Genomic DNA, 23,473 nt, shown 5'->3' with positions numbered 1-23,473 from the left:
TCTACTCATAATAGAGAAAATCATTTATATGTATATTAAAATGTATCATAAAGTTTCTTTGGGAATTTTGAAATCTTTCATATAAGTTGAGCTTTTTAAAAAGGTGTGCCGAGATTTCACTCGTCATGCCTTTTGCTATTTTAATTAACAATTGCTTTATTATACGTTTAACAAGTACAACCATTATTTCTTTACTTTCTAAATAATAATAGCTACCTCTTTTTTGCATTCCGTTAGAAATAACTATTTCATCTACAATTTTTTTAAACTCAGCAGTCTCCATTAGGACTCTGGTTTTGAGGCCCTTGCTAATAAGATCGAAGTGCCAGTTGAACCAGGTGGTGCAACGACTACCCATCACTTACTGAAATTTTGTTTGACACATGCAATGATTAAAGTATTGATACATAAAGTACTTCACCCTAAATCCTCCTAACACTAATTGATTTTTAGAATTTCCCTTAATTGCAATCTACATTCAGAGTAAAGTAGCATTCATAGACAGTTAGTTCTATTAATCACTAATGGTGTTTTTGGTACAAATATCCTAGTTAAACTTCTATTCCTCGATACGAGTCCCTAGTACTATCTATCGATTTGATTCTATTAAAATTGTAATAATTGATAGAATGGTTTTGATTTTCAGTCTTTTCCCCCAAGGTTAAAATGTATTGCATTCATAACTTGATAATTTATTACAAAATTTCACCCATCCACCTTTGAAAATATGCTATTTTCCACAGGTTTTCGTGCTTTATTGACACGTACTTAAAATATTTTTTAGTTGAATGGGTCAATGGAATCGCATGGAATTCCCCCAATTTAAACTGTTCTAAGGAGTAGGTATAATACAAATTACAATAATTTTCAGATAAAAGGGAAGGGGATGTGATTTAGAAGAAATAATATTCTCGGGCAAGATGGCTCTAATGCCAAATTAAAAAATGTAAGAGGAATTTTGTTGAAATCAAAATTGTTAAAGCGCACTTTCTCAGTTCTATCGCGTTACGATCTTTACAAATTCTTAGCAAGAAAGAGGGAGCCTATGAAAGAGAGAAAATATCGTTGGTATAGCAAAACATCGAAAACTTCAACTGCCATTGCTTTATCATTGGGTTTACTTTTATCCTCCGTCCAGTTTGGGATCGGACCTGTTTCGGGTGCAACTGGTAAATCAGCAGAACAAATCTTAGCATCGCTCACCCCAGAACAACAAGCGGCATTAAACCAACTCGAGATGACAGAAAACTATGGCTTGCAGGGATTTTCAGATGAAGAACTGAAATCAGACAAAGACATTTCTGTTATCGTACAATTTAAGTCCAAGCCAGGAAAAGTAGCTGTATTAGAGGCCGCTCTGAAAGGCAAAAAAGTAACCAAACAAGAAGCCAACGAACAGGTAGAACAAGAACATTCCACATTCCAAAGTGAACTGGAAAAAATCTTACCTGCTGCCACTTCTTCTTCAGAAGTCAAAAGTGCAGAACCTTCTTATAAAATCACCAGTTCCTACAAAACTTCTTATAACGGGGTGGCTCTTACCCTTGCTGCGAACCAAGTAGAGACGTTGATGAAATCGGAAGTGGTCCAATCCGTACACAAAAATATCACCTTTACGGTAGAGCCCCCTTCCATCGCACAGGAAGAATCTAATAACGCTTCGACGCAAGCGGCTAGTGTTCCCCTTGTAGGAGTAGACAAGCTTCATGCGGAAGGAATCACAGGGAAAGGCGTAAAAGTAGGGGTCATCGATACAGGGGTCGACTACAATCATCCTGATCTAACAGATGCCTTCAAAGGTGGCTATGACTTTGTCGATAATGACAACGATCCGATGGAAACCACCTACGCAGATTGGAAAAAGTCAGGTAACCCGGAATTCAATAGCGGAATCTCCTACTACACGGAGCATGGGACTCACGTATCTGGAATCATCGTCGGTCAAGCTAAAAATGATAGTGAAGTCTCTGTCAAAGGAGTCGCTCCAGATGCTGACCTCTATGTGTACCGTGTCCTTGGACCATATGGTAGCGGTACTTCGGAAGCCGTAATGGCGGGGATCGACCGAGCCGTTGCCGATGGCATGGATGTCATTAACATTTCCTTGGGAGCAGGAATTAACGATCCATACTTTCCAACGAGTACAGCCGTGAACTATGCGGTATTAAGTGATGTCACTGCCGTGGTGGCTGCGGGTAACTCAGGACTTAACTCTTACACTCTCGGCTCTCCTGGAACTGCTGCACTCGCTCTCACCGTTGGAGCCAGTGATGTATCCATTTCTCATTCGTCCATGAAAGGGGCGATCGGAACACTCAGTGGGCTGGAACTGCTTAACATGGCAAAATCCTTCACTGATAACCTATCTACTCTAGAAGGGAAAAGTTTAGAACTAGTAAACGTAGGTCTTGGTGGTAACGCGAATTACACGGGCAAAGATGTGAATGGCAAAATCGCTTTCGTTGCTCGGGGAACATATGCATTTGCAGATAAAGTGAAGTTTGCGAAACAACATGGCGCGGTGGCTGTCTTAATGTATAACAACGAACCTGGCCATATTCCTGCTTACTTGGGAGAAAATCAAAACTTTATTCCTACTTTCTCTCTTACTCAAGAGGATGGACTCAAGGTGAAGGAGCAACTAACTGCAGGAAATATATCCTTCACATTTAGTAATTTAACTGTAACCAAAACACAAGGGGACACCCTAGCTGACTTCAGTTCTCGTGGACCAGCCAAAAGAACCTATGACATCAAGCCAGAAGTCACCGCTCCTGGAGTCAGTGTGTTGTCTTCTGTACCCGCTTACATCGGGAACCATGACGCACCAACCGATTACAAATATGCGTATGCTCGTCTCTCAGGTACTTCCATGGCAACGCCAAATGCGGCTGGTGTAGCAGCACTCTTATTACAAGTCAATCCAACGTTACAGCCTGAAGATGTAAAAACAATCATGATGAACACCGCTGATCCACTGAATGGTTCCTACAGTGTATTTGAAGTGGGAGCAGGACGCGTGGATCCTTATCAAGCCGTCCATACGGGGATGAAGATTCAAGTACAGGATACGACCCTTGTTCCTAACGCTGATGGAATCACTACTATCAAAGAAAAAACAGGTGGCATTGCGTTTGGCACTCATTATGCAGGTGAAGATCTTAGCGTTACCAAAAAGTTGAAATTTCAAAACCTAACTGATAAAGTAAAGAATTTCAATTTGAACGTTCAGTTCCAAGCGGTGAAAGGTAGCCTAGATGCCGTAGCCAACCAGGTACAAGTGAAATTCCACCCAACCTTAACAGTGGGTCCAGCTTCTACCGAAAGTCTACATGTTACCATCGAAGTGCCTAAAGCTGCTGCTGAAGGAATTTACGAAGGTTACCTCTTAGTGACCAACCAAGAGGATCAAACCGAGCAATATCGGATTCCATTTAGTGTTCGTACAGCGGAAGACAACTTCAAAACACTGGATATCGATGGTAGTAATATATTTTCCCCAGCCTACTATCGCTATGATCACTATGGCGAATTTAATAGACAATCTTTGGTATCTGCGCAAATGAACTTGAAATCACCAATGAAAACCATGGACATGATCTTAGTAGACCGGAAATCTGGGCAAGAGCTTGGTTTCGTTGGACGACACAATCTGGTTGGAAAAAACGTCGATACAAGCTATTTCCTAGTTATGTTTAATGGAAACTACTATCCGTTTACAGCCGATGGAATCTCTACAGAAAAAGCACAAGCAAAACCGGGGCAATACCAACTGAAAACGATTACGACTACTGAGGCTGACAAAGTTCTTACCAAATCCTTCGATCTATTAGTAGATATTGATCTACCTACTTTTACAAGCTCATTGGATCAAGAGTCTCCGATCCTTGAGTACAAATCAGGTCAAACTACTTATCCATTTGAAGTGCAAATCTATGACAAAGAAATTGAAGCGGCAAAACAAGCAGGGATGGCAGTCGACCAATCCAAAAACCGGCTCTTGTCGTACTTCAACAGTCCAGTACCTAGCTCTGTCCGTATGGACACAGCGGGAAAATGGAAAGAAGAAATACCGATGGATGAAAAAACTCCGGTCATAAGCTTTAAGATGGATGGATTTGATGGAGGTGGGAACATAGGTGGAAGGAAAGCCTACTACTTTGTTAAAGAAGGTACTCCATTTGCTTATGGAACCAGTAAACAAAAATCGATCGCATTAGGGGAAACGATTACCACTACCCTCACACTGGACAATGTACAAAAATTAAAGTCAGCCACTTGGAATTTGTTAGACTCTGACTTTTATGGTCCTAAATTTGGCACTCAACTAGAAGTGGTTGAGGCAAAACCCAATGCAGCATTAAGTGAGTTTGGTGAAGGAACAGTAACCGTTACCTATACGAATGGAAAACCATCGATCAAACTAGATGTAGCGTCTACGAAAGAAGTTTCTGGCAAAATCCCTGCTGTAGACGTAACTATTAAGGTGAAAGATACTGCTTACTCTACAAGAGCAGGATTTAATGCAAAGGTTTCTTATGTGAATGAAGCGGGCACATCAACCAATCCCTTCTTTGCACCATTTTCTTGGAACGTCACTCCTACGTTCTCTGAAGCATTTGGCTACCTTACAGCAGAAGGTTTTAGAAAGTATGCATCTGGTCAAGTTATCATCTGGGATAAAAAAGATTGGGTTCAAGCTGGGGCTAAAGTAATCTTTTCCGATGCTATGGGTAAAGTCTACGATGCAACTATAAATAGCAGAATCCAACCAGAGTTCCTTGTGACTAAGCTTCCGTTAACCGATCAACTATTTACCAAAGAAGTACACCTACCCGGGCACTTTATTACGATACAAAAAAATCAAAAAGTTGGCTTCTTACGCAACGGTGTGTGGTATGGGCAATATATGTACATTGAAAACAAAGAAGCAGTAGCAGGTGATGTAAACCAAGACCAAGTAATCGACATTTACGATGCACTGGCGATTCAAGAAGCTTGGAGCACAAATAAACGCGAAGCAGATATTAACTTTGATGGTATTGTTAATGCAACAGACATCGGATTTGTCAAAACCAACTACTTAAAAGTAAATCCAGATGTAGAAAACACGCCAAAACCTGCAGATCATGTGAAGAGTAAAAGATTAGATGATATTTTAAGAGAACTTGGAGTTACACCTTAATTCAATTTGCTTTGGGAGTCCTGATCAGTTCAGGACTCTTTTTTTTTATCATTTCAGCTCTTATTTGGACTGATAGCATGGTCCACAATAAATTCTGCCATAGGCTTCAAATGTTTCATTAGACTCTAAACGTTGACCGCAATCTGAACAACTCTCCCTAGACACATTTGGGTTTTTTAAGTAAGCACTAACCATTATCTTTCTAATTTGAAGTAACAGCCTTTTGTTGTTCTTCACGACTCCGTTTCATTTCATGTTGGGATGCCACGGTCAAGAGGGAAGGTATTAATGCAAAAGATATTAGAATTTATCTTATTGATAACCTAAAAGAAGCATTAGAGTTAATGGTAAAAAGATTAAAAAAAGAAAAAAACAAGGTAAATGAAAATGAATTATGGACTGATTTTGCAAAAGTAGAAAGAGATTTCTTATTAAACTAACGGGGGCTTTAGTTGAAGATTCGATTTCTGAAATAATCAATCTTTTTTATAAAAATGAATAGCAATAAACAGGTGAAACCGCGTATTTTGATCAAACTTTGTTCAAAATACGCGGTTTATTTTTTACCTAGAAATTGAGGATGCTCGCTAAATTTTAATCAAACTTTTTTCAAAGATTACATCTAGTTATCCTGCGAACTATTATTTGTTAACAAAATGAAGAAACACTTCTTCTATCTCGGCTATATTGCTCTCTATATGACCCTCGGAATTATTGATGTATGCTAATCCTTCCGTGTTCGGTTCATCGTTATAATTTGAATGACTAGACGCCAAATTGTCGTATGGTACACCGTATTCTGTCAATGATGCGTATCGTTCAGCACTAATGCCGGAATTCCAAAGGTCCACAAAATCTGTTAAATCTTGTGCCGAAAACATAAAGGTTCAGTTTGAATCCGTCATGTTCGAAAACGTGATAGTTCATTTTTCTCCTTCGACATTACAATTGACATATTATGTCGAATTTAGAAGTTATTTTCATTCTTTATTCCCTACTATTCCCATTTTTGTAATGTTATAATAGATTAAATATTCAGAAAGGAGGAGTTAATATGAAAAAGAAAATTCTATCTGCTTTCTTGCTGTCTGTTATTCTTATGGGATCAACTTCAGCACTAGGTGCAACACCTTTTGATACAAGCGATAAGTTTCCGCCAAGATGTGGTTTTAAAGCGTGTCCCGATATTTAATAATTTATCCTAAGAACATTATTCTTTGTCTTGAAGTACCCATTCTTTAAGACAAAGAATATTCGTATCTTGGTGTGCGTATCGTTGAACTCGTACTGTTCATTTGCGTTTAGTATAATCGTAAATTTTCACATAGCCTTTTCTTTGTATTCCTACTGACTTTCGTTCTTTCCAAGCCTTGAATCCCATAGATAGAAAGCTGATTTCGTACCATATGTTACTGAACATATTCGCACTCTTATATTTCGTTTTTTGTTGTCAACAATGTGGTTAAATACTTAGTGAACTTTGATTTAATACTATAATGGGATATGAAGAGGTGCAAAAAACCATCTTATTTGAACACTCGAACAAGTTGCCCTTCGGTTACAGGCATTTCAAGTGTCAAAACGGCTTTGTAAGTACCAGTCTTAGATTTAAAGGAAAGCGTATTTGTTTTCTTTTTTGTCAATAGCATCGCTAACATTTTAGGTGTCACATTTTTGAAGTATTGAGTTTTCTAAATATAAAAGGTGCAGCCGCTTGCAGAAGAACAGAAATACCGTTTTTCAGACTGTCGTATTGGCTCTCCACAACCTGGACAGTTTCCTAACGATTCCTCAAAATCTATTGCCCCCACCTTTAAGGTTTTGGCCTCCTCTACAATACCGGTTGCATACTGTTCCACTTTTCTCATAAAGGTCTTAGCATCGGCCCGCCAATGTTCAATTTCATCTAACTGAATCTCCCACATTTCCACTAAATTATTCATATTTATTATAATGATCCGCAGTGACATTACGAATTTTATTTTGTATGAACTTGAGAAGATAATAGGGAATTGGAAAAATATAAATAAAAAATAATCAAAACTATTTACATACTTCGTTCGTCTAATATATGTAAAGGTTTTAAATTGAACAACACAAAGGAGATTTTATAAAACACAAGAAATAATAATCGGAACAATCGCATCAGCTACAATTTTAATGAGTGCATTATTGGGTATTACATTGTAAATACTCAATAATCTGCCCAATTAACTGTTCAATGGATTTTTCCTTTTTAAGGAAGTCCTTTGATTAATAACACCCTTGCTAACCTTCTTAGCAAGAATACATAAGTAGAACTGTTTTGTTGAAGTCTATTTTATATAATTAAAACTATTTTAAACTAATACGACTTATTTATAGAACACCTTCTAAGAAAGGAGCTTTTTAGATGAAGGGGAATTTGCACATAGAAAAGAAACTTGTAGAATGTATAACCGATAACAAAGAAGCTTTTTATAGATTAGCGTATAGTTATGTGAAAAATGAAAATGATGCAGTAGATATACTACAAGATTCTATACAAAAAGCCATTTCATCAAAACGACACATAAAGAATGAACAATATATAAAAAGTTGGTTTTATCGAATAGTAGTGAATACATCACTAGATTTTTTAAAAAAACAGAAAAAGTTAATGTTTGTTGATGAAGAAGCACTTGAGTCATACGCTGATGGAGTAGAAAATCAGTATTCAAATATTGATTTAGAAAGAGCTTTAGAATCTCTTTCTCTAAAATACCGAAGTGTGATTGTTCTTCGCTATTTTGAAGATTTAAAAATAGAAGAAGTCGCAGAAATATTAAACGAAAACCCAAATACCATTAAAACACGATTAACCAAAGCTCTAAAATTACTCCGAATTCAAATGGCATGATCTTATTTTTAGGAGGAAAATGATATTGGATAAAAAATTAGAAGAATTAAAATCTGATTACCAGAACATCCCGATTCCAGATAATTTGGATTTCATCGTAGCGAACGCAATTAGTCGTTCTAGCGTAAGAAAATTTCCATTTAAATCAGTAATTGGTTTAGCTGCATCTGCTATTTTTATTCTCTCCATAAATAGTAGCCCAACATTTGCGAAAACATTGTCTGATGTTCCGATTGTTGGAAATTTAGTAGATGTCCTGACATTTACTGAATACACTGTAGATGAAAAAACTTATCAGGCACATTTAAAGGTTCCTGCTGTTTCTAACTTAAAAAACAAGGATCTTGAAAATAGTTTAAATCAAAAATATTTGAACGAAAACAAACAACTCTATGATACGTTTACGAAAGAAATGGACGAGATGAAAAAAGAAAATGGAGGTCACTTAGGAATAGATAGTGGCTATGAAATAAAGACAGACACGGATAATATTTTATCGATTGGAAGGTACGTAGTGAATACCGTTGGATCTTCATCTACAACCATGACATATGACACCATTGATAAGAAAAATGAAATCTTATTAACCCTTCCATTACTGTTTAAAGATGAAACATATATTAATTTGATTAGTGAGAACATAAAAGAGCAAATGAAAGAACAAATGAAACATGACGAAAACAAGTTATATTGGTTTCGAGATGAAGGGGATGAAACGACGATTGGATTGTTTGATAAGATTAGTAGCAAACAAAACTTTTATATTAATAAAGACAATCAATTAGTCATTTCATTTGATAAATATGAAGTTGCTCCTGGGGCTATGGGCATTATTGAATTTATTATTCCATCTGATATTCTTTCGGATGCCTTAGTCAGCAACAACTACATTAAATAGTCACCTAAAAGTCATCATTTTTCAAATCGCAATCAGATTTCCTAAATGTGTTGCGGATTTCGTGTTGCTAAATAGCTGGCAAGTCCTGCCCCAACCTGCAATCGAACTGCCGTTGAGGTGTTTACAAAAACCTCAGACGGCTAGGATTTCGAGTTGCACAGGTCTTTCCCCTATTTATGAACTCACGTCTGTACCATTACGTTCAAGCCGTATAACTAACAAAAGGAGAATTAGAGATAATGACCAGATCCAAAAGTAAGAAACGCGGACCCTGGATTGATGTTGCCTGTATCAGTATGATTGTATTTCTGAGTATGACCCTCATTTTTCTCGGATACTCAACAGAGAGCGATGCAAAACAAAATACAAACAACGGACACGCCCCAGAAGTAAAAAAAGATGTGTCAACGATAGAATCAGCTTTTCCTGGAATACTTATTACAACTGAAGTTAAAAAAGATGACTATTCTCCTTATGCCATTCAGTATCCACAAAGTAAAGTAGTCTCATTTAATGATCGTGTCAAAAAATACATAGATGAACAACGGGATACTTATTTAATTGCAATGGAAGAAAATAAGCGAATCGGTAGTAAGACTCCTGGAGAGTTGAACATTGCTTTCGAAACATTTCCACATGCATCCGGATCGTATTCATTTGTTATGATTTCCGGAACATATTTAGGCGGTGCAAATGGTTTTACCAATTTTAACACCATTCATTTTGACCCGGATTCAGGTGAAATTATTGAGGTTGCTGATTTATTTGGACATGACGAATCTAAGCTTGTAAAGCTTTCATCACTTGTACGAGATGGAATTCAGAAAGATCCAAGCTTAACAAATAGAGTCCTAGAAGAAGACATGATGTTGGCTACCGAACCGAAGTGGAGCAACTTCGAGAACTTTGCCCTCATAGACGATTCGCTCGTCATATATTTCGATGAGTACGAAATCGCTAGTGATGCCGCAGGTGCACCGGTTATTGCCGTGCCACTTGCTGCGCTAACTGAACAATTAGTAGCGCCTTATAAACCGGATGTAGAAGTATTACCAAAACCTCCTGTTGAAGAAGTTTCAGATGAAGCAGAAGAAGAACCGATTGAAGAACCTACAGAAGAACCTGCAGAAGAACCGGATGACAGTGATGATGTTCAACCTGTAGAAACGGATACGAAGCAAGTCGCCCTAACGTTTGATGATGGTCCAGATCCAAAAGTAACGCCGCAAATCCTTGCCACTCTAGCGAAGTATGATGCAAAAGCAACATTCTTTATGCTAGGCAGTCGAGTAGAATCTTACCCGGAGATCGCGAAAGATGTGTTGACTGCTGGCCATGAGCTCGGCAACCACACTTGGACCCATGCAAACTTAACTAAAATGGCGACGGATTCGATTACAAAAGAAGTTTCAAGGACAAATAACATCATCGAACAAGCCACTGGACAAGCACCAACTGTTTTTCGTCCTCCTTACGGTGCTTTCAAGGATGACATGTTAAACGTGATGCAATTACCCGTTGTTTTGTGGGATGTAGATACACTCGATTGGAAACACCGTGATGCTGCTCAACTTTTAACGTCTGTAAAAAGTAGCGTCCATGACGGCAGTACCGTATTAATGCACGATATTCATTTATCGACTGCTCAAGGATTAGACAGTGTGCTTGCTTATTTAACAAGTGAAGGATATGAGTTTGTAACCGTTTCAGAACTAGAATGATAAGTTGAAAGATTGACCCAAGAGCTTGCCTTTGGGTCAATCTGACATAAGTAATTGTAGAAAATAGTTATGGGGAAAAATTAAGAAACCATTTAAATCGTATCAAAGAAAAAGAATGATGTTATAACTTCAATCAACGAATGCTTCGTATTATAAGTTTAACCAGTTTTTACTGGTTGACCTTATTTTTATTGGATTTAATATATCAAAAAAAAAACAAACCATTCTGCGGATGGTTCGTTTTTTTATTGTAAATTTATATACTTTAATCCCTTTTATAGTAAAAATTCACTTAAATTAATACAAACATTTACCAAAGTTCTATTTATTGGTATAATTATAATTGTTTAATAGTTCTCAATTTTCGTGTATTTCACTTACAATTTACAATTTCGCAAAGGAGCATAGATGAAGAATATAGGATTGATTATTAAACAAGCAAGAGTTGATCAAGGGATTAAGCAATTGAATTTAGCAAAAGGCATATGTTCGATATCTTATTTAAGTAAAGTTGAAAATAATCAACTTGTCCCAAGCGATGAAATCCTAGTTAACTTATTAAATAGACTTTCTATAACTATCACTGAAGTTAGTGATGAAGAAGAAATTTCAACTTTTAATTCAATTAAAGAGCTCTATAAAACAGCAATAATCTATAGAAATCATAAGTCTATTTCAAATGAAATCGTCAAAATTGAAGAGAAGAGAACTATTTTTAAAAACCAGGTATACTCTATCAATTCCGTACTCTTTCTGTCTAGATTGTATTTAATAAGTGGTAAAGAAATGTCTTGTGTAGAATCTTTGTTTGAGTTTATAGAACATCATGAAGAGAATTTAACAAACTATCAAAAGTGCGTTTTCAATATCAATAAATCACTAAAATCATTCTACACGGATGAATATCTTCAATCAGTAGAATACATTGAGCAGGCGTTAGAAGATCAAAAAACAATAGTATTAGAAAATTGGGAATTAGCGGATCTGTACAATGTCATGGCGATTTGTTACCTAGTAAATAATTATAATTATAGTACAATCGAGTTTGCTCGAAAGGCGCTAAATATATACCGTGACCTTTTATTATTTAACAGGGCCATTGATTGTTATATTTCCATTGGAATTAGTTATAAAAGAAATTATAAATACAAAGAGTCCGAAGAAAGCTTTCAAGCAGCTTATAGATTACTAAAAGATCGTGGATTATTTGATTTTGAGGGAATTATTACACAGAATTTAGGGACATTATTCACAATACAAGGTGAGTCAAATAAAGCCATCGAATACTTTTTGTCTAGTATGGATTGCAAGAAGACTACTGAAGGTTATTACGTAACGATTTTATCCATTATTCAAGAATATTCAAAACTAAAAAGTCCTGAAAACATTTTGATGTGGTGTGAAAAAGGACTTGAAATGTATTCTAAAGCAAAGGAAAAGAATCTTTCTTATTATTATCATTTCAAGATCTTTGAAGCAGAGCAGGTTGGTGGTACTGAATTTACAAATATATTAATTAAAGCTATAAAATACTTTGAATTGAAAAAAGACTATCGTCATGTTTATAAATATGCAGTTCTACTTGCAAAATATTATTATTTGAATAAAAAATTGAAGAATTCAGGAGTTTATTATCAACTTGCAAGTGAGGCATTACTATTAAAAAATAAGTTTTTAAAATGGGAGGATTTGTGAGATGAAAAAGAAATTAATGCTTTTTGCAATTATAAGTATATTATTTTTGGGAATTAATAAAGGTAACTCTGACGTAATCTCAATTTCTGGAGAAGAAGAAATTCCTAGGCCGGTAATTGAATTAAAATGATATTTAATAAAGGTTGAAACTCTATATTGAGTTTCAGCCTTTATTTTTTTATAAAGAACAAAATATTAAATGAAATAAGATACACCGTTTATTAGTGACAATTCGGCGACTAGAATAAGCCCATCCCTAGCACAGCTTTTAGCTATGCAGGAGATGATTTATTTTATGTAGATGGAAATGTCACTGATATAACCGATTGTAAATTAAGAAGCCTTTCGTGAGTTCATTGAACTTATGAAAGGCCTTTTCTCTCTTTTATATGTTTTGTTAAAGCTAGCTAAGAAAAGAACGCCTCTTATTCCAAAGCTATAATCATCCTAATTTTTCGAAGCAAAAATAAACCAATAGCTAACCATAACCAGCTGTAGAAAAGTGAAAATCCAAAAATAATCATTAAAGTCGTCATATTAAATGAAGAAGAAACAGTGGGACCGAAAACAGGGAAGCCGAACCCGTACAATGGAATGCAAATGCCAATAAACAATAGTAAACCATTCAAGAATATTATTCCTAGACGCCGATTTAAAGCGAGGAACGTCCATCCGAGGCCAATTCCGAGTAACCCCGTAGTAAAGGGGAAAATCACTAATTCGCTTGGTTGAATTATTAATAATAAACAAATTGTTGAAAAGTAAATCAACATGCTTGAACGGAATGAGATCAGTGCACCTAAAAAAATCGGTGCTGTAGCAAGAGGGCTGAAAGCATAGCCGATACCTGGAAACAGCCCCCCTGCAGATTGCAAAATGGCTGCAAGTGCTGCCATCAATGCTGAAAACATTAATTTTTTTGTAAGTGACCAACTCTCGAAAACCTGGTGAATGTCCTTTGGATGCGACGGGATAGGCTTATTAAAATACACTGTCTCTCTCCTTATAGTTCTAAATTTCACCGAATTCCATCCCTCTGTTAATTTCCTTATTTCACAAAGTCTTTTTATATACTATAAAAAAGAATGAAATGAGTGCCAGAATGCCCAATGGTTGAATAAATTGATAGAGAAAATGAAGAGAGGGGAAAGGTGTCAATGCCTGAACGAAAACTAGATCCGAGTGACATCCTGTTGCCACCCGGTTATGACATTGAAGTATTCGCGGATGGTTTAACAACTCCCATAAATATAACCTTTACAAGCAAAGGGGAATTGCTGGTTGCCGATTCCGGTATCACGGATGGGAACGGAAAGGTGTTAAAACTAACGCAACAAGGTTTTATTGTTATAGGTGATGGATTTAATCCTCCTCTAACTGGGATTACTGAATACCAAGGCAACATTTATGTTGCGCATCGAGGTTACGTAACGATTATTCAGCCTGATGGGACGAAGGTGGATATTATTGAAGGGCTCCCCAGTATTGGTGATCATCATAATAATCGAGTGGTATTTGGCCCTGATGGAAAAATGTATTTTGGGCAAGGAACTGCGACCAATAGTGGGGTTGTAGGAAAGGACAACTCCTGGGTAAAAGAACATCCATTCTTTCATGATTACCCCGGTTCAAGGGTGACTTTAAATGGCTCTAACTTTCAAACATCAGGATTTTTAGAGGCATTTCCAGACCGTGTTGTGACAACTGGCGCATTTGTTCCTTTTGGGGTTGAAACCTATCCCGGGAACACAGTGGATGGAATCATTCGTGCTAGCGGAAGTATATTACGTGCCAATCCAGATGGCTCTGAGCTTGAGTTGGTGGCATGGGGTCTAAGAAATCCTTTCAGATTGCGATTCGATCGATTCAATCGATTGTTTGCGTCCAATCATGGGATGGATGTTCGCGGAAGTCGTCCAGTGGCCAACTCCCCGGATGAATTTCAGTGGATTCGTCCTGGATTCTGGTATGGATTTCCGGATTTTACCGGAGGATTGCCGGTTACAATGCCACAATTTAAACCGGAAGGAAAACCTCAACCTGCTTTCTTATTAGCAGAACATCCTATGCAACCACCAATGCCTGTGGCTTCATTCCCTTCTCACTCCGCAACAATGGGGTTCAGTTTTAATGAGAATCCTGAATTTGGACCAGTAGGGGATGTTTTTATCGCGGAGTTTGGAGCTGAAGACCCAGAGACAACAGGAGGGATACCGCTTCCCTATGTGGGCCATCGCGTTTCCCGTATCGACATGCAAACAGGGCAGATTCATATTTTTGCAATAAATCGAACAGGTCTGGCTGCATCCGATACAAATGGAGGCGGATTAGAACGGCCCATTGATGCCGTTTTCGGTCCTGATGGCGCACTGTATGTCTCTGACTTTGGCTTATTTACAGAAGAGTCAGCAGTACCTGGAACAGGCGTTATTTGGAAAATAACAAAGACATCTTGACTCGAGATGTCGCTAGCTTGCCATCATTTATTAAGAAGTGCACTGCCGGTTGCAAAATACTATTTTCTAAAGCAATCTCCCCCAAAAAATCGATGTTTGCTGAGGGATTATGATGCTTTTAAAGCACTCCAGACATATGTAAAAATCTTTCTACTATAATAAACAAAACAAATTTGAAATTTCTTATAATCTAATTCATTATTAACAGTAGACAGTCTTTTCGTAATTAATAGATACAGGAATTGCGTAGAGAAATACATTCTATGAAGGAAGTAGCTTATGCCGGAAGAAAATATTACGCGAATCAGCCTAGATGGCAAAGAACTAATTTTAATCGGAACTGCCCATGTATCGAGACAGAGTGCTGAACAAGTAAAAGAGGTTATCGAAAGAGAAAGACCCGATTCAGTATGTATCGAGTTGGATGAACAAAGATACCAGTCAGTTATGGACAGCAACAAGTATAAAGAGACTGATATTTTCAAAGTGATTAAAGACAAGAAAGCCACGTTTCTATTGATGAATTTGGCGATTTCTTCTTTTCAAAATCGTTTAGCAAAACAGTTTGATATCAAGCCTGGACAGGAAATGATTCAGGGTATTGAATCAGCAAAAGAGATAGGTGCAAATCTGGTCTTGGCTGATCGCAATATACAAATCACCTTTAGCAGAATTTGGGGCAATCTCGGCCTGTCAGGGAAGGCACAACTTCTCAATGCAATATTCTTTAGTATTTTCAGTAAAGAGACCATCTCGGAAGATGAACTTGAAAAAATGAAATCACAAGATACGCTAAACGCTGCTCTTGCTGAATTCACGGAAGCTTTTCCGAAGTTAAAGACGCCTTTAATTGATGAGAGGGATCAATATTTAGCCCAAAAAATTAAGGATGCTCCAGGAAATAAAATTGTTGCGGTATTGGGTGCGGCACATGTACAGGGCATTACAAAAGAAATTCATAAAGAGCATGATTTAATGGCTTTGTCACAAACGCCACCTAAATCAATCGTACCTAAAATTATTGGTTGGGCGATTCCTCTGCTGATTATAGCAATCATTGCCTATACTTTTATCGCTAATCCTTCTGCAGGTTTTGATCAAGCGATAAGCTGGTTTCTGTGGACTGGATCTCTTGCTGCTGTAGGAGCTGCCGTTGCTTTTGGGCATCCGCTAGCCGTACTGTCAGCCTTTGTTGCTGCTCCATTTACTGCCTTGCATCCGTTGATTGCTGCTGGTTGGGTTTCTGGAATTGTACAAGCGTATATTCGCCGACCGAATATCGGAGACTTCGAAACACTTTCGGAGGATGTGTTTTCCATAAAAGGATTTTGGGATAACAAGGTCACCCGCGTGTTGTTGGTGGTTGTCCTGACCAACTTAGGAGGTTCATTGGGAACCTTTATCGGCGGGGCAGATGTGATTAGAGTGTTCTTCAATAACTTGTAATACGGCATATATAAAAAGAGGAAAGTCAAAAATGACTTTTCTCTTTTTATTTTGTTAAAACAATGTGTTCATAGTAAGAGAATCTGCGACAAGAAAATCTGCTCCTGCGGTTACTCGTCGCAAAGATGCCGATTCTCTCTTTTAAATAAAAAATCAATAAGACAGACTGATAGACTTTTTCAATTGTCCAAATAGTTCGTGATGTGACAAGGTGTCATGTTTTAGTTGAATTGTGACATCGTGTCATATATAATGAATCAAGTTCGGTTGTGACATCGTGTCACTTTAAATTCAGATAGGAGGTTATAAGGTTGCCTAAACAAACCTTCATCAATTTACCCAATGAAAAAAAAGAAACATTAATAAAAGCAGCTATGAAGGAATTTTCAAGAGTCCCGTTATCTGGAGCTTCCATTTCTAATATCGTAAAAGATGCTGGTATCCCAAGGGGTAGCTTTTATCAATATTTTGAAGATAAAGAGGATCTCTACTATTTCTTGTTAGATGAAAACTCTCAGAGACTGAATAGCAGATTCATTTCAGTATTGAAAGATCAAAATGGCGATCTAATAGAGTCATTTATCGAATCCTTCCGGAGGATGTTGATCAGCTTGCAAAGCTTGGAATTTCGTCAATTTTTCAGAAATGCATTCTTGAACATGAATTATAAAGCAGAAAATACATTAACACCTGAAGTAAATGAAGAGCAAATGAATACTCGTTTAAAAGAGGTTATGGGCTTGGTTGATACAGATAAATTGAATATCTCAGATGAAATGGAATTGATTCATATTTTCAAAATCATGAAGGCAGTAACATTCCAAAATCTGATTCAAGTATTCGCAAAAGACTTGTCCATAGAACAATCTATGCAAAACTATACAGCTGAAGTGAATTTAATGAAAAAAGGATTATGTAAGTAAACCCACGAAATTTCATGAAGCGAGTAATAGACGACTAAACTATACGGAGGAAAAAAAGGATGACAGAACAGAAAAAACCACCATATGGCAATATCGCCATATTATTTATGGGGGCATTTGTGGCGATCTTCACCCAGACGTTATTGAATATCGCATTGCCTTCCATTATGACGGATTTAAATATTAAGGATGCATCTACAGTACAATGGCTCGTAACAGGCTATATGTTGGTCAATGGGATTTTAATTCCCGCGAGTGCCTATTTTATACAACGTTATTCCAATAGATCCATTTTCATCCTGGCCATGTCCATATTTGCGCTAGGGACATTATTTGCGGGCTTAGCCCCTACTTTTGGTGTGCTTCTTGCAGCTCGAATGATTCAAGCTGCTGGTGCCGCACTGATGATGCCATTACTGATGAACGTGATGCTTGCTGCGTTTCCTGTTGAACGACGAGGAGCGGCGATGGGTGTTTTCGGTCTAGTAATGATCGTTGCACCGGCAATCGGTCCAACACTTTCCGGTTACATTGTTGAACACTATTCATGGCGAGTATTGTTTTTCATTGTCCTGCCTGTTGCTTTAATCCCGTTAGCTTTAGGAATTTTCAAATTAAAGAATTTAACGTTCCAAAACCGAGAATTAAGTTTGGATAAAATGTCTTTAGTCTTTTCAAGTCTTGGCTTTGGCGGAATCCTCTACGGATTTAGTTCTGCTGGTCAAAATGGTTGGGACGACCCGATAGTTTTAGGAACCATTACCGTCGGTGTAGTATCACTTGTTACATTTATTCTCCGCCAACTTAAATTGAGTGAACCATTGCTCGAATTTAGGATCTACAAACATCCAATGTTTGCATTATCGTCAGCGATTTCAATCGTTCTATCCATTTCCATGTTCTCGGCCATGATCCTTATGCCGATTTATGTTCAGACAATCAAAGGGATTTCACCTTTCGATTCTGGCTTGCTCATGCTTCCAGGTGCTTTGGTGATGGGCTTCATGTCACCAGTTACCGGTAAATTGTTCGATAAATACGGTGCCAAAGTGCTTGCAATTACAGGGATGTCGATTGTTGTTATTTCAACGTATTACTTTAGTAAATTAAGTTTGGATACAACGTACCTTGAAATAATGTTCCTATATACAATCCGCATGTTCGGGATTTCAATGGTAATGATGCCGGTAATGACGAACGGTTTGAATACGTTGCCAATGAAAGCTTACCCACACGGTACAGCGATGAACAACACTTTTCAACAAGTATCAGGTGCCATCGGTTCTGCGTTACTAATCACCGTCATGAATACTCGCACGACTTCGACAGCGGAAAACTTGGCGAAAAGCGGAAGTGACCCTATGAACATCATGAAGAACTCCATGATGGAAGGAATCACTTATACATTCTACGTCTCTACATTTATTGCAGTTGTAGGGTTAGTGTTGACATTCTTTATCAAAAAGCCGAACAGACAGGTTACTGAGGAAGAGAAGGAACAAGTTTATAAACAAAAACCCGTTGAGGAATAATAAGAAAAAGGCTGAGCCCATTGTGGTTCAGCCTTTTTAAATGATTAGAATGAATAAAATTCTAGCCAGCAGAGAACAATTTTACAGAGACGGAAGTGTGGGAAACCGATAGTTTGCGAGCAAAAACTTGTCCCTCCAGTAGGGGCGAGTTTTTTAATGCACGGCTCTGACTGTTGATTATAGTGAATTTGCTCTTTCCGCGATCGAACTTGCAAGCCTTTTCACTCAGTTTAGGGATTAATTGTTACCATAAAAAGATAGAACTGCCTAATGTTCTATGGGGAATTGGCAGTTTTTTTAAAGTTTGACGCTTTTTCATGTAAAATAGGTCAATATCAAGAATGTTGAGCAAGTTTTAGGCTCAAGTTTGATAAAAGTGACGATTAGTTTGAGAAAATTAAGTTTAGTTGGAGAAAATGCAAGTTTAGTTGGAAATAATTGATGGTTAGTTGGAAAAATCGCAGGTTTAGTAATAGTATAAATTGGCTCGCGCATTACTGACGGTCTTGCAAGCTGTTGCTTTTTTATAGAGTACATTTGCAAAATAAATGCTGTAAGAGCGTGAAGCCCATTATGTGGTTTTCATATTTGTTGGCCTATGCGCAACTGTACGATAAACGACCGTTTCGTTTAACAGAGCCTTATTCAAAGAAGTTGGAGGAATGTTTATGTTTTTAAAAAATACCATTGTCATCACAGGCTCACTAATTGTGGCATTCGCTTTTAATTTCTTTTTGGTTCCTTATGGTATATTAAGCAGCGGAATTAGTGGAATAGCTATATTGGTTGGGTTGATCACACCATTTAATACTGGCTTATTGAATCTACTATTTAATTTACCTTTAGTTGTGTTGGGTTATTTCAAACTCGGAAAAACCATTACGATCAATACTATGGTTTGTGTCATTTCACTGTCAGTCTTCTTATATATATTGCCGGTAGTTCAAGTTACCGACAATATCTTGCTTTCCGCTGTTTTTGGTGGAGGCTTGGGTGGCCTGGGTATCGGTCTTATTTTGAAATACTCTGGAACTTCAGGCGGTTTGGATATTATAGCGATTATGGTTTCCCGAATCAGTAATGTCAGTATTGGACTACTTCTCACAGCTATGAACGGTGTAATTGTTCTGATTTCTGGATTTGTTTTCGGCTGGGATATCGCATTATACACTCTATTATCCATATTTTTGACCGGTAAAATGATTGATACGATCTTCACCAATCATGTCAAATTGACGATGCAGATAGTCACTTCAAAAGGCGACTTAATACGCAATGATCTACTGGAGTCCATTTATCGAGGTATGACGATTACTGAAGGTTACGGAGGCTACACACAAGAAAAGAAACAAATATTAATGATGGTTGTTACACGTTATGAAACATTGCAAATCAAAAAAATTGTCCGGAAATATGATGAACATGCCTTTATTAATATATTTGAGACTGTTGAGGTTGATGGTAATTTTGCAAAGAATTAGTGGGGACTAACATCAGTGAAAGAATGAGATCCAGAAGGACTGTTAATCTGACAGTCCTTTTTTTGTTTAATGAAAGTAGACGTATATGCATTATGTAAACATGTGGTTACATAAATATAAATAATACCTCATGCGTAACAATTCTTATATATCCGTATTTAAACCTTGGAAGAAGAAAAAGATTTCCTCAAATAGTAATTACAACTGAGACGAGCAAAGTGATTTCACTTTGTTTGTCTTTTTTTTATAGGTAATGGTGCAGGGGTAGTTAGTGGGAAAAATCTTGAAACGTTATTTCATCTAGTTTAATTGGAACTTTGTAACCGTTTTCACGATATTCCCTTGTATTAAAATTTCTATCTGATAATATTAATGATTGATAATTATAACTATTCCAATATATTATCTAAATTTACACCTAGGAGGATACAGATGAGCAAAAAATTGATTATTGTAATTCTAACTATTTTACCGTTTGTTCTTATGCTTGGCGCAATTCCATTTGTTAATCGAATTGAACCGATTATTTTTGGATTACCATTTCTTCATTTTTGGTTATTTTTAGGGATGATTCTTACTCCATTATGTACGTATGTCATTTATCGCATACAGAAGTCAGAGGGGAGTATTGAATGATGCAGGGGAATTTAACAGCGTTATTAATTACTAGTTTCATAGTTTTATCGGTGGTTTTAATTGGATTTATCGCTGGACGAAATAAATCAAGCCGGAGTTCGGTAGAAGAGTGGTCTGTTGGTGGAAGACGTTTCGGTCCATTGCTCGTATGGCTCTTAGTCGGAGCAGACTTATATACAGCGTACACATTCTTAGGATTGACGAGTACTGCATTCGCAGCTGGTAGTATTGCGTTCTTCGCGATTCCATATACGATAATTGCGTTCTTCGTTTCTTATTTCTATCTTCCAAAGTTATGGGAAGTTTCTAAGAAGCATAAATTAACGACACTTGCAGATTATGCAAAAGGACGATTTGATAGTAAATTCTTATCGTTGCTAATCGCAATTGTCGGTGTATTAATGCTGGTTCCGTACATTGATTTACAATTAGCTGGTATTCAAGATACTTTAACAGTTGCGGGTACAGGTTATATTAATATAAAAGTTGTTGTTATTATTTCATTCCTGTTAGTGGCACTGTATACATTCTTCAGCGGAATAAAAGGACCAGCTTATACCGCGGTCATTAAAGACATTTTAGTATGGGTCATTATGTTATTCCTGGTTGTGTCAATTCCAATCATTCACTTTGGAAGTTGGGGCTCGATGATTGACAAAATCGTCACAGACTCCCCAGAGTTGTTAACCATACCGACAACAGGACCAAAGGGGATTCCGTGGTTCTTGACTGCTTCATTGGTTTCAGGCTTGGCACTATTCATGTGGGCGCACGCGGTAACAGGTGTATTCACAGCGAAAAATGCAGATGTACTTCGTAAAAATGCCATCTATTTACCGTTTTATAATATCGTCTTAATTCTTGTTGTTTTCCTTGGCTTTGCAGCTTACCTTGTATTGCCAGAAGGAAGCGATCCGCGTTTTGCATTGTTGAATTTAATTCAAGTGTCTTACGGTGGGGTAGTACAAGGACTTGCTTATTCAACAATCGCACTAGCGTCATTGATTCCATGTTCAATCATGGCAATCGGAGCTTCGAATTTATTTGCGAATAATATTTACCGTGATTTTATTAATCCAAACGTCAAACCGGAAAAATTGACGATGATTACTCGTTCGATGGTATTTGTGGTTATAGGACTAGCATTAATTTTCGGTATGCTTTTCCCGACAGCACTTGTGTCACTTCAACTTCTAGGGGTATCTGGGATGGTTCAAATCTTCCCAGCCATCGTCTTTAGTTTATTCTGGAGAAACCAGACAAGAGAAGCAACAATCATCGGTTTACTTGTAGGGCTTGGTGTAACTTTTGCTGTGTATTCTACAGGAAAGACATTCGGGATTTATGAAGGGTTCTGGGGACTGTCGGCTAACGTCATCGCATTGATCGTTCTTAATCCTTTATTCGTTAAAAAGGCAAAAGACAAAACTAATCCAATCATGGATCAACTTTTTACGAAATAACCAGATTCAGTAATGAATAAAAGAGACTTCGCGTAAAATACGTTCATTAAAGCGGCTGATTGCTTCAGCCGCTTTTTTTGTATGTACAGCACTGTGTTCAAATGACATGTCACATCGTATGTTTTTAGAAAATTCGAATTCCACAACAGGTAGATGGATATATTTGGTATGATGGAATTATCGATATAACTATTGAAAGAATTTAAAAGAAAAGGAAAGTTCCTATGCATACATATAACCTTACGGAGCGACTTTTATTTGCTTCTACATCTTTGAACAAGATGAAACTTGGAAATGAGATGAAAGGAAAAACAATTCTACTTACAGGAGCCAGTTCGGGGATTGGGGAGCAAGTAGCTTACCTATTGGGTGAAATAGATGCACATTTAATCTTGGTCGCCAGAAGAGAAGAAAAACTTTTGACTATAAAAAAGAACATCGAAAAGAATGGGTCCCGTGTAAGTGTTTTTCGGGCAGATTTGAGAAATGAGCAAGAGATGAAGGAGTTACTGACTTTTCTACATCAATTACCGGGTGGAGTGGATGTGGTCGTCAGCAATGCGGGTCTTTCTATCAATCGCTCCATATCCCATTCATTGGATCGCTATCACGATTTCACACGAACGATGGCCATCAATTATTTTGCGCCGGTTCAAATACTGCTGTCAGTCATTCCTTTACTGGAAAAGAATAAAGGACAGGTAATCAATGTATCGACAGTTAATGCCTTGCTACTGCCCATTCCCCATTGGGCGGCCTATCAGGCATCCAAGTCAGTTTTTATATTTGGTTCCGCTCGGCTGCTGCCGAGTTGAATGCCATGGGAATCTCGACAACATCCATCTATTTGCCGTTGGTGAAAACCCCCATGATTGTGCCGACTGTGTCTTACGAAAAAATGCCTGCAATGTGCCCGAACCATGTGGCTAAAATCATTTGCAGGTCGATGTATACAAAAAGAAAAACATATACGCCTTGGTGGCTGATTTTCGGGCAGTTGGGCTCCACTCTTTTTAGAGGCCTCTGGGAATTATCCATGCCCAAGATTTTAAGAAAACGGGGAGAAGGAAATTGACGATCGTCAACCTGATAAACGTTCTATATAAAATGAAATTCCTTTCCCTATTGGGATTGTGCGGATTAATTGTTTTCATCTGTA

18 protein-coding genes and 1 pseudogene are annotated in these 23,473 nt (G+C 37.4%); 15 read left to right on the top strand and 4 right to left on the bottom strand.

From position 1 onward, the window contains the following. Nucleotides 1-288 precede the first annotated feature (288 nt). A pseudogene (locus MHH33_RS16700) lies at nt 289-366 on the bottom strand (VOC family protein); the annotation flags it as partial. Nucleotides 367-1,045: 679 nt separating this feature from the next. Here MHH33_RS16700 and MHH33_RS16695 point away from each other — a divergent pair. Further along, entirely contained in the window at nt 1,046-5,185 is a 4,140-nt protein-coding gene (locus MHH33_RS16695; RefSeq protein ID WP_342542409.1) for a S8 family serine peptidase, read from the top strand. A 641-nt stretch (nt 5,186-5,826) separates the two neighbouring features. Here the strand turns inward: MHH33_RS16695 and MHH33_RS16690 are convergent. After that, nucleotides 5,827-6,066 (bottom strand): hypothetical protein, encoded by a 240-nt coding sequence (locus MHH33_RS16690; RefSeq protein WP_342542408.1) that lies wholly within the window; start codon nt 6,064-6,066, stop codon nt 5,827-5,829. Nucleotides 6,067-6,239: 173 nt separating this feature from the next. On the opposite strand from MHH33_RS16690, the gene MHH33_RS16685 reads away from it, so the two are divergent. Beyond that, nucleotides 6,240-6,377 carry a hypothetical protein gene (locus MHH33_RS16685; protein WP_016428654.1) on the top strand — a complete coding sequence of 46 codons (138 nt, stop codon included), beginning with the start codon at nt 6,240-6,242 and terminating at the stop codon, nt 6,375-6,377. A 499-nt stretch (nt 6,378-6,876) separates the two neighbouring features. Here the strand turns inward: MHH33_RS16685 and MHH33_RS16680 are convergent, their stop codons facing one another. Further along, the gene (locus tag MHH33_RS16680; protein WP_342542407.1) at nt 6,877-7,128 is read right to left on the bottom strand and encodes a hypothetical protein; all 252 of its coding nucleotides are present in this window, start codon (nt 7,126-7,128) and stop codon (nt 6,877-6,879) included. Between the two features lie 449 nt (nt 7,129-7,577). On the opposite strand from MHH33_RS16680, the gene MHH33_RS16675 reads away from it, so the two are divergent. The 5 genes from MHH33_RS16675 to MHH33_RS16655 all read left to right on the top strand — a co-directional run bounded on the left by MHH33_RS16675 (nt 7,578) and on the right by MHH33_RS16655 (nt 12,507). Next, nucleotides 7,578-8,063 carry an RNA polymerase sigma factor gene (locus tag MHH33_RS16675; RefSeq protein WP_016428652.1) on the top strand — a complete coding sequence of 162 codons (486 nt, stop codon included), beginning with the start codon at nt 7,578-7,580 and terminating at the stop codon, nt 8,061-8,063. A 25-nt stretch (nt 8,064-8,088) separates the two neighbouring features. Further along, complete coding sequence (locus tag MHH33_RS16670; RefSeq protein ID WP_342542406.1) at nt 8,089-8,961, top strand: DUF3298 domain-containing protein; 873 nt, start codon at nt 8,089-8,091, stop codon at nt 8,959-8,961. 239 nt (nt 8,962-9,200) lie between these two features. Then, nucleotides 9,201-10,682: a polysaccharide deacetylase family protein gene (locus MHH33_RS16665; RefSeq protein WP_342542405.1), complete on the top strand. Its 1,482-nt coding sequence runs from the start codon at nt 9,201-9,203 to the stop codon at nt 10,680-10,682. Nucleotides 10,683-11,090: 408 nt separating this feature from the next. Then, nucleotides 11,091-12,377 carry a helix-turn-helix transcriptional regulator gene (locus MHH33_RS16660; protein ID WP_342542404.1) on the top strand — a complete coding sequence of 429 codons (1,287 nt, stop codon included), beginning with the start codon at nt 11,091-11,093 and terminating at the stop codon, nt 12,375-12,377. Nucleotide 12,378: 1 nt separating this feature from the next. Next, complete coding sequence (locus MHH33_RS16655; protein ID WP_342542403.1) at nt 12,379-12,507, top strand: hypothetical protein; 129 nt, start codon at nt 12,379-12,381, stop codon at nt 12,505-12,507. A 295-nt stretch (nt 12,508-12,802) separates the two neighbouring features. Here the strand turns inward: MHH33_RS16655 and MHH33_RS16650 are convergent, their stop codons facing one another. Beyond that, nucleotides 12,803-13,369, bottom strand: coding sequence for a hypothetical protein (locus MHH33_RS16650; protein WP_342542402.1), 567 nt, complete (start codon nt 13,367-13,369; stop codon nt 12,803-12,805). 165 nt (nt 13,370-13,534) lie between these two features. Between MHH33_RS16650 and MHH33_RS16645 the strand changes: the two genes are divergently transcribed. The 8 genes from MHH33_RS16645 to MHH33_RS16610 all read left to right on the top strand — a co-directional run bounded on the left by MHH33_RS16645 (nt 13,535) and on the right by MHH33_RS16610 (nt 23,129). Then, nucleotides 13,535-14,833, top strand: coding sequence for a hypothetical protein (locus tag MHH33_RS16645; RefSeq protein ID WP_036659539.1), 1,299 nt, complete (start codon nt 13,535-13,537; stop codon nt 14,831-14,833). Nucleotides 14,834-15,112: 279 nt separating this feature from the next. After that, entirely contained in the window at nt 15,113-16,279 is a 1,167-nt protein-coding gene (locus MHH33_RS16640; RefSeq protein ID WP_342542401.1) for a TraB/GumN family protein, read from the top strand. Between the two features lie 311 nt (nt 16,280-16,590). Next, complete coding sequence (locus MHH33_RS16635) at nt 16,591-17,202, top strand: TetR family transcriptional regulator (RefSeq protein WP_342542400.1); 612 nt, start codon at nt 16,591-16,593, stop codon at nt 17,200-17,202. 59 nt (nt 17,203-17,261) lie between these two features. Next, entirely contained in the window at nt 17,262-18,734 is a 1,473-nt protein-coding gene (locus tag MHH33_RS16630; RefSeq protein ID WP_342542399.1) for an MDR family MFS transporter, read from the top strand. Between the two features lie 668 nt (nt 18,735-19,402). Beyond that, complete coding sequence (locus tag MHH33_RS16625; RefSeq protein WP_016428642.1) at nt 19,403-20,215, top strand: YitT family protein; 813 nt, start codon at nt 19,403-19,405, stop codon at nt 20,213-20,215. Nucleotides 20,216-20,647: 432 nt separating this feature from the next. Further along, the gene (locus tag MHH33_RS16620) at nt 20,648-20,851 is read left to right on the top strand and encodes a DUF3311 domain-containing protein (protein ID WP_342542398.1); all 204 of its coding nucleotides are present in this window, start codon (nt 20,648-20,650) and stop codon (nt 20,849-20,851) included. Next, the gene (locus MHH33_RS16615) at nt 20,851-22,314 is read left to right on the top strand and encodes a sodium:solute symporter (protein WP_342543797.1); all 1,464 of its coding nucleotides are present in this window, start codon (nt 20,851-20,853) and stop codon (nt 22,312-22,314) included. Before MHH33_RS16620 ends, MHH33_RS16615 begins: the two co-directional genes overlap by 1 nt. A 224-nt stretch (nt 22,315-22,538) precedes the next feature. After that, on the top strand, nt 22,539-23,129 hold the full coding sequence (locus MHH33_RS16610; RefSeq protein ID WP_342542397.1) for an SDR family NAD(P)-dependent oxidoreductase: 591 nt from the start codon (nt 22,539-22,541) through the stop codon (nt 23,127-23,129). Nucleotides 23,130-23,473 lie beyond the last annotated feature (344 nt).

Source organism: Paenisporosarcina sp. FSL H8-0542 (assembly GCF_038632915.1).
GTDB lineage: Bacteria > Bacillota > Bacilli > Bacillales_A > Planococcaceae > Paenisporosarcina.
This window is presented reverse-complemented; position numbering and strand designations above follow the sequence as displayed.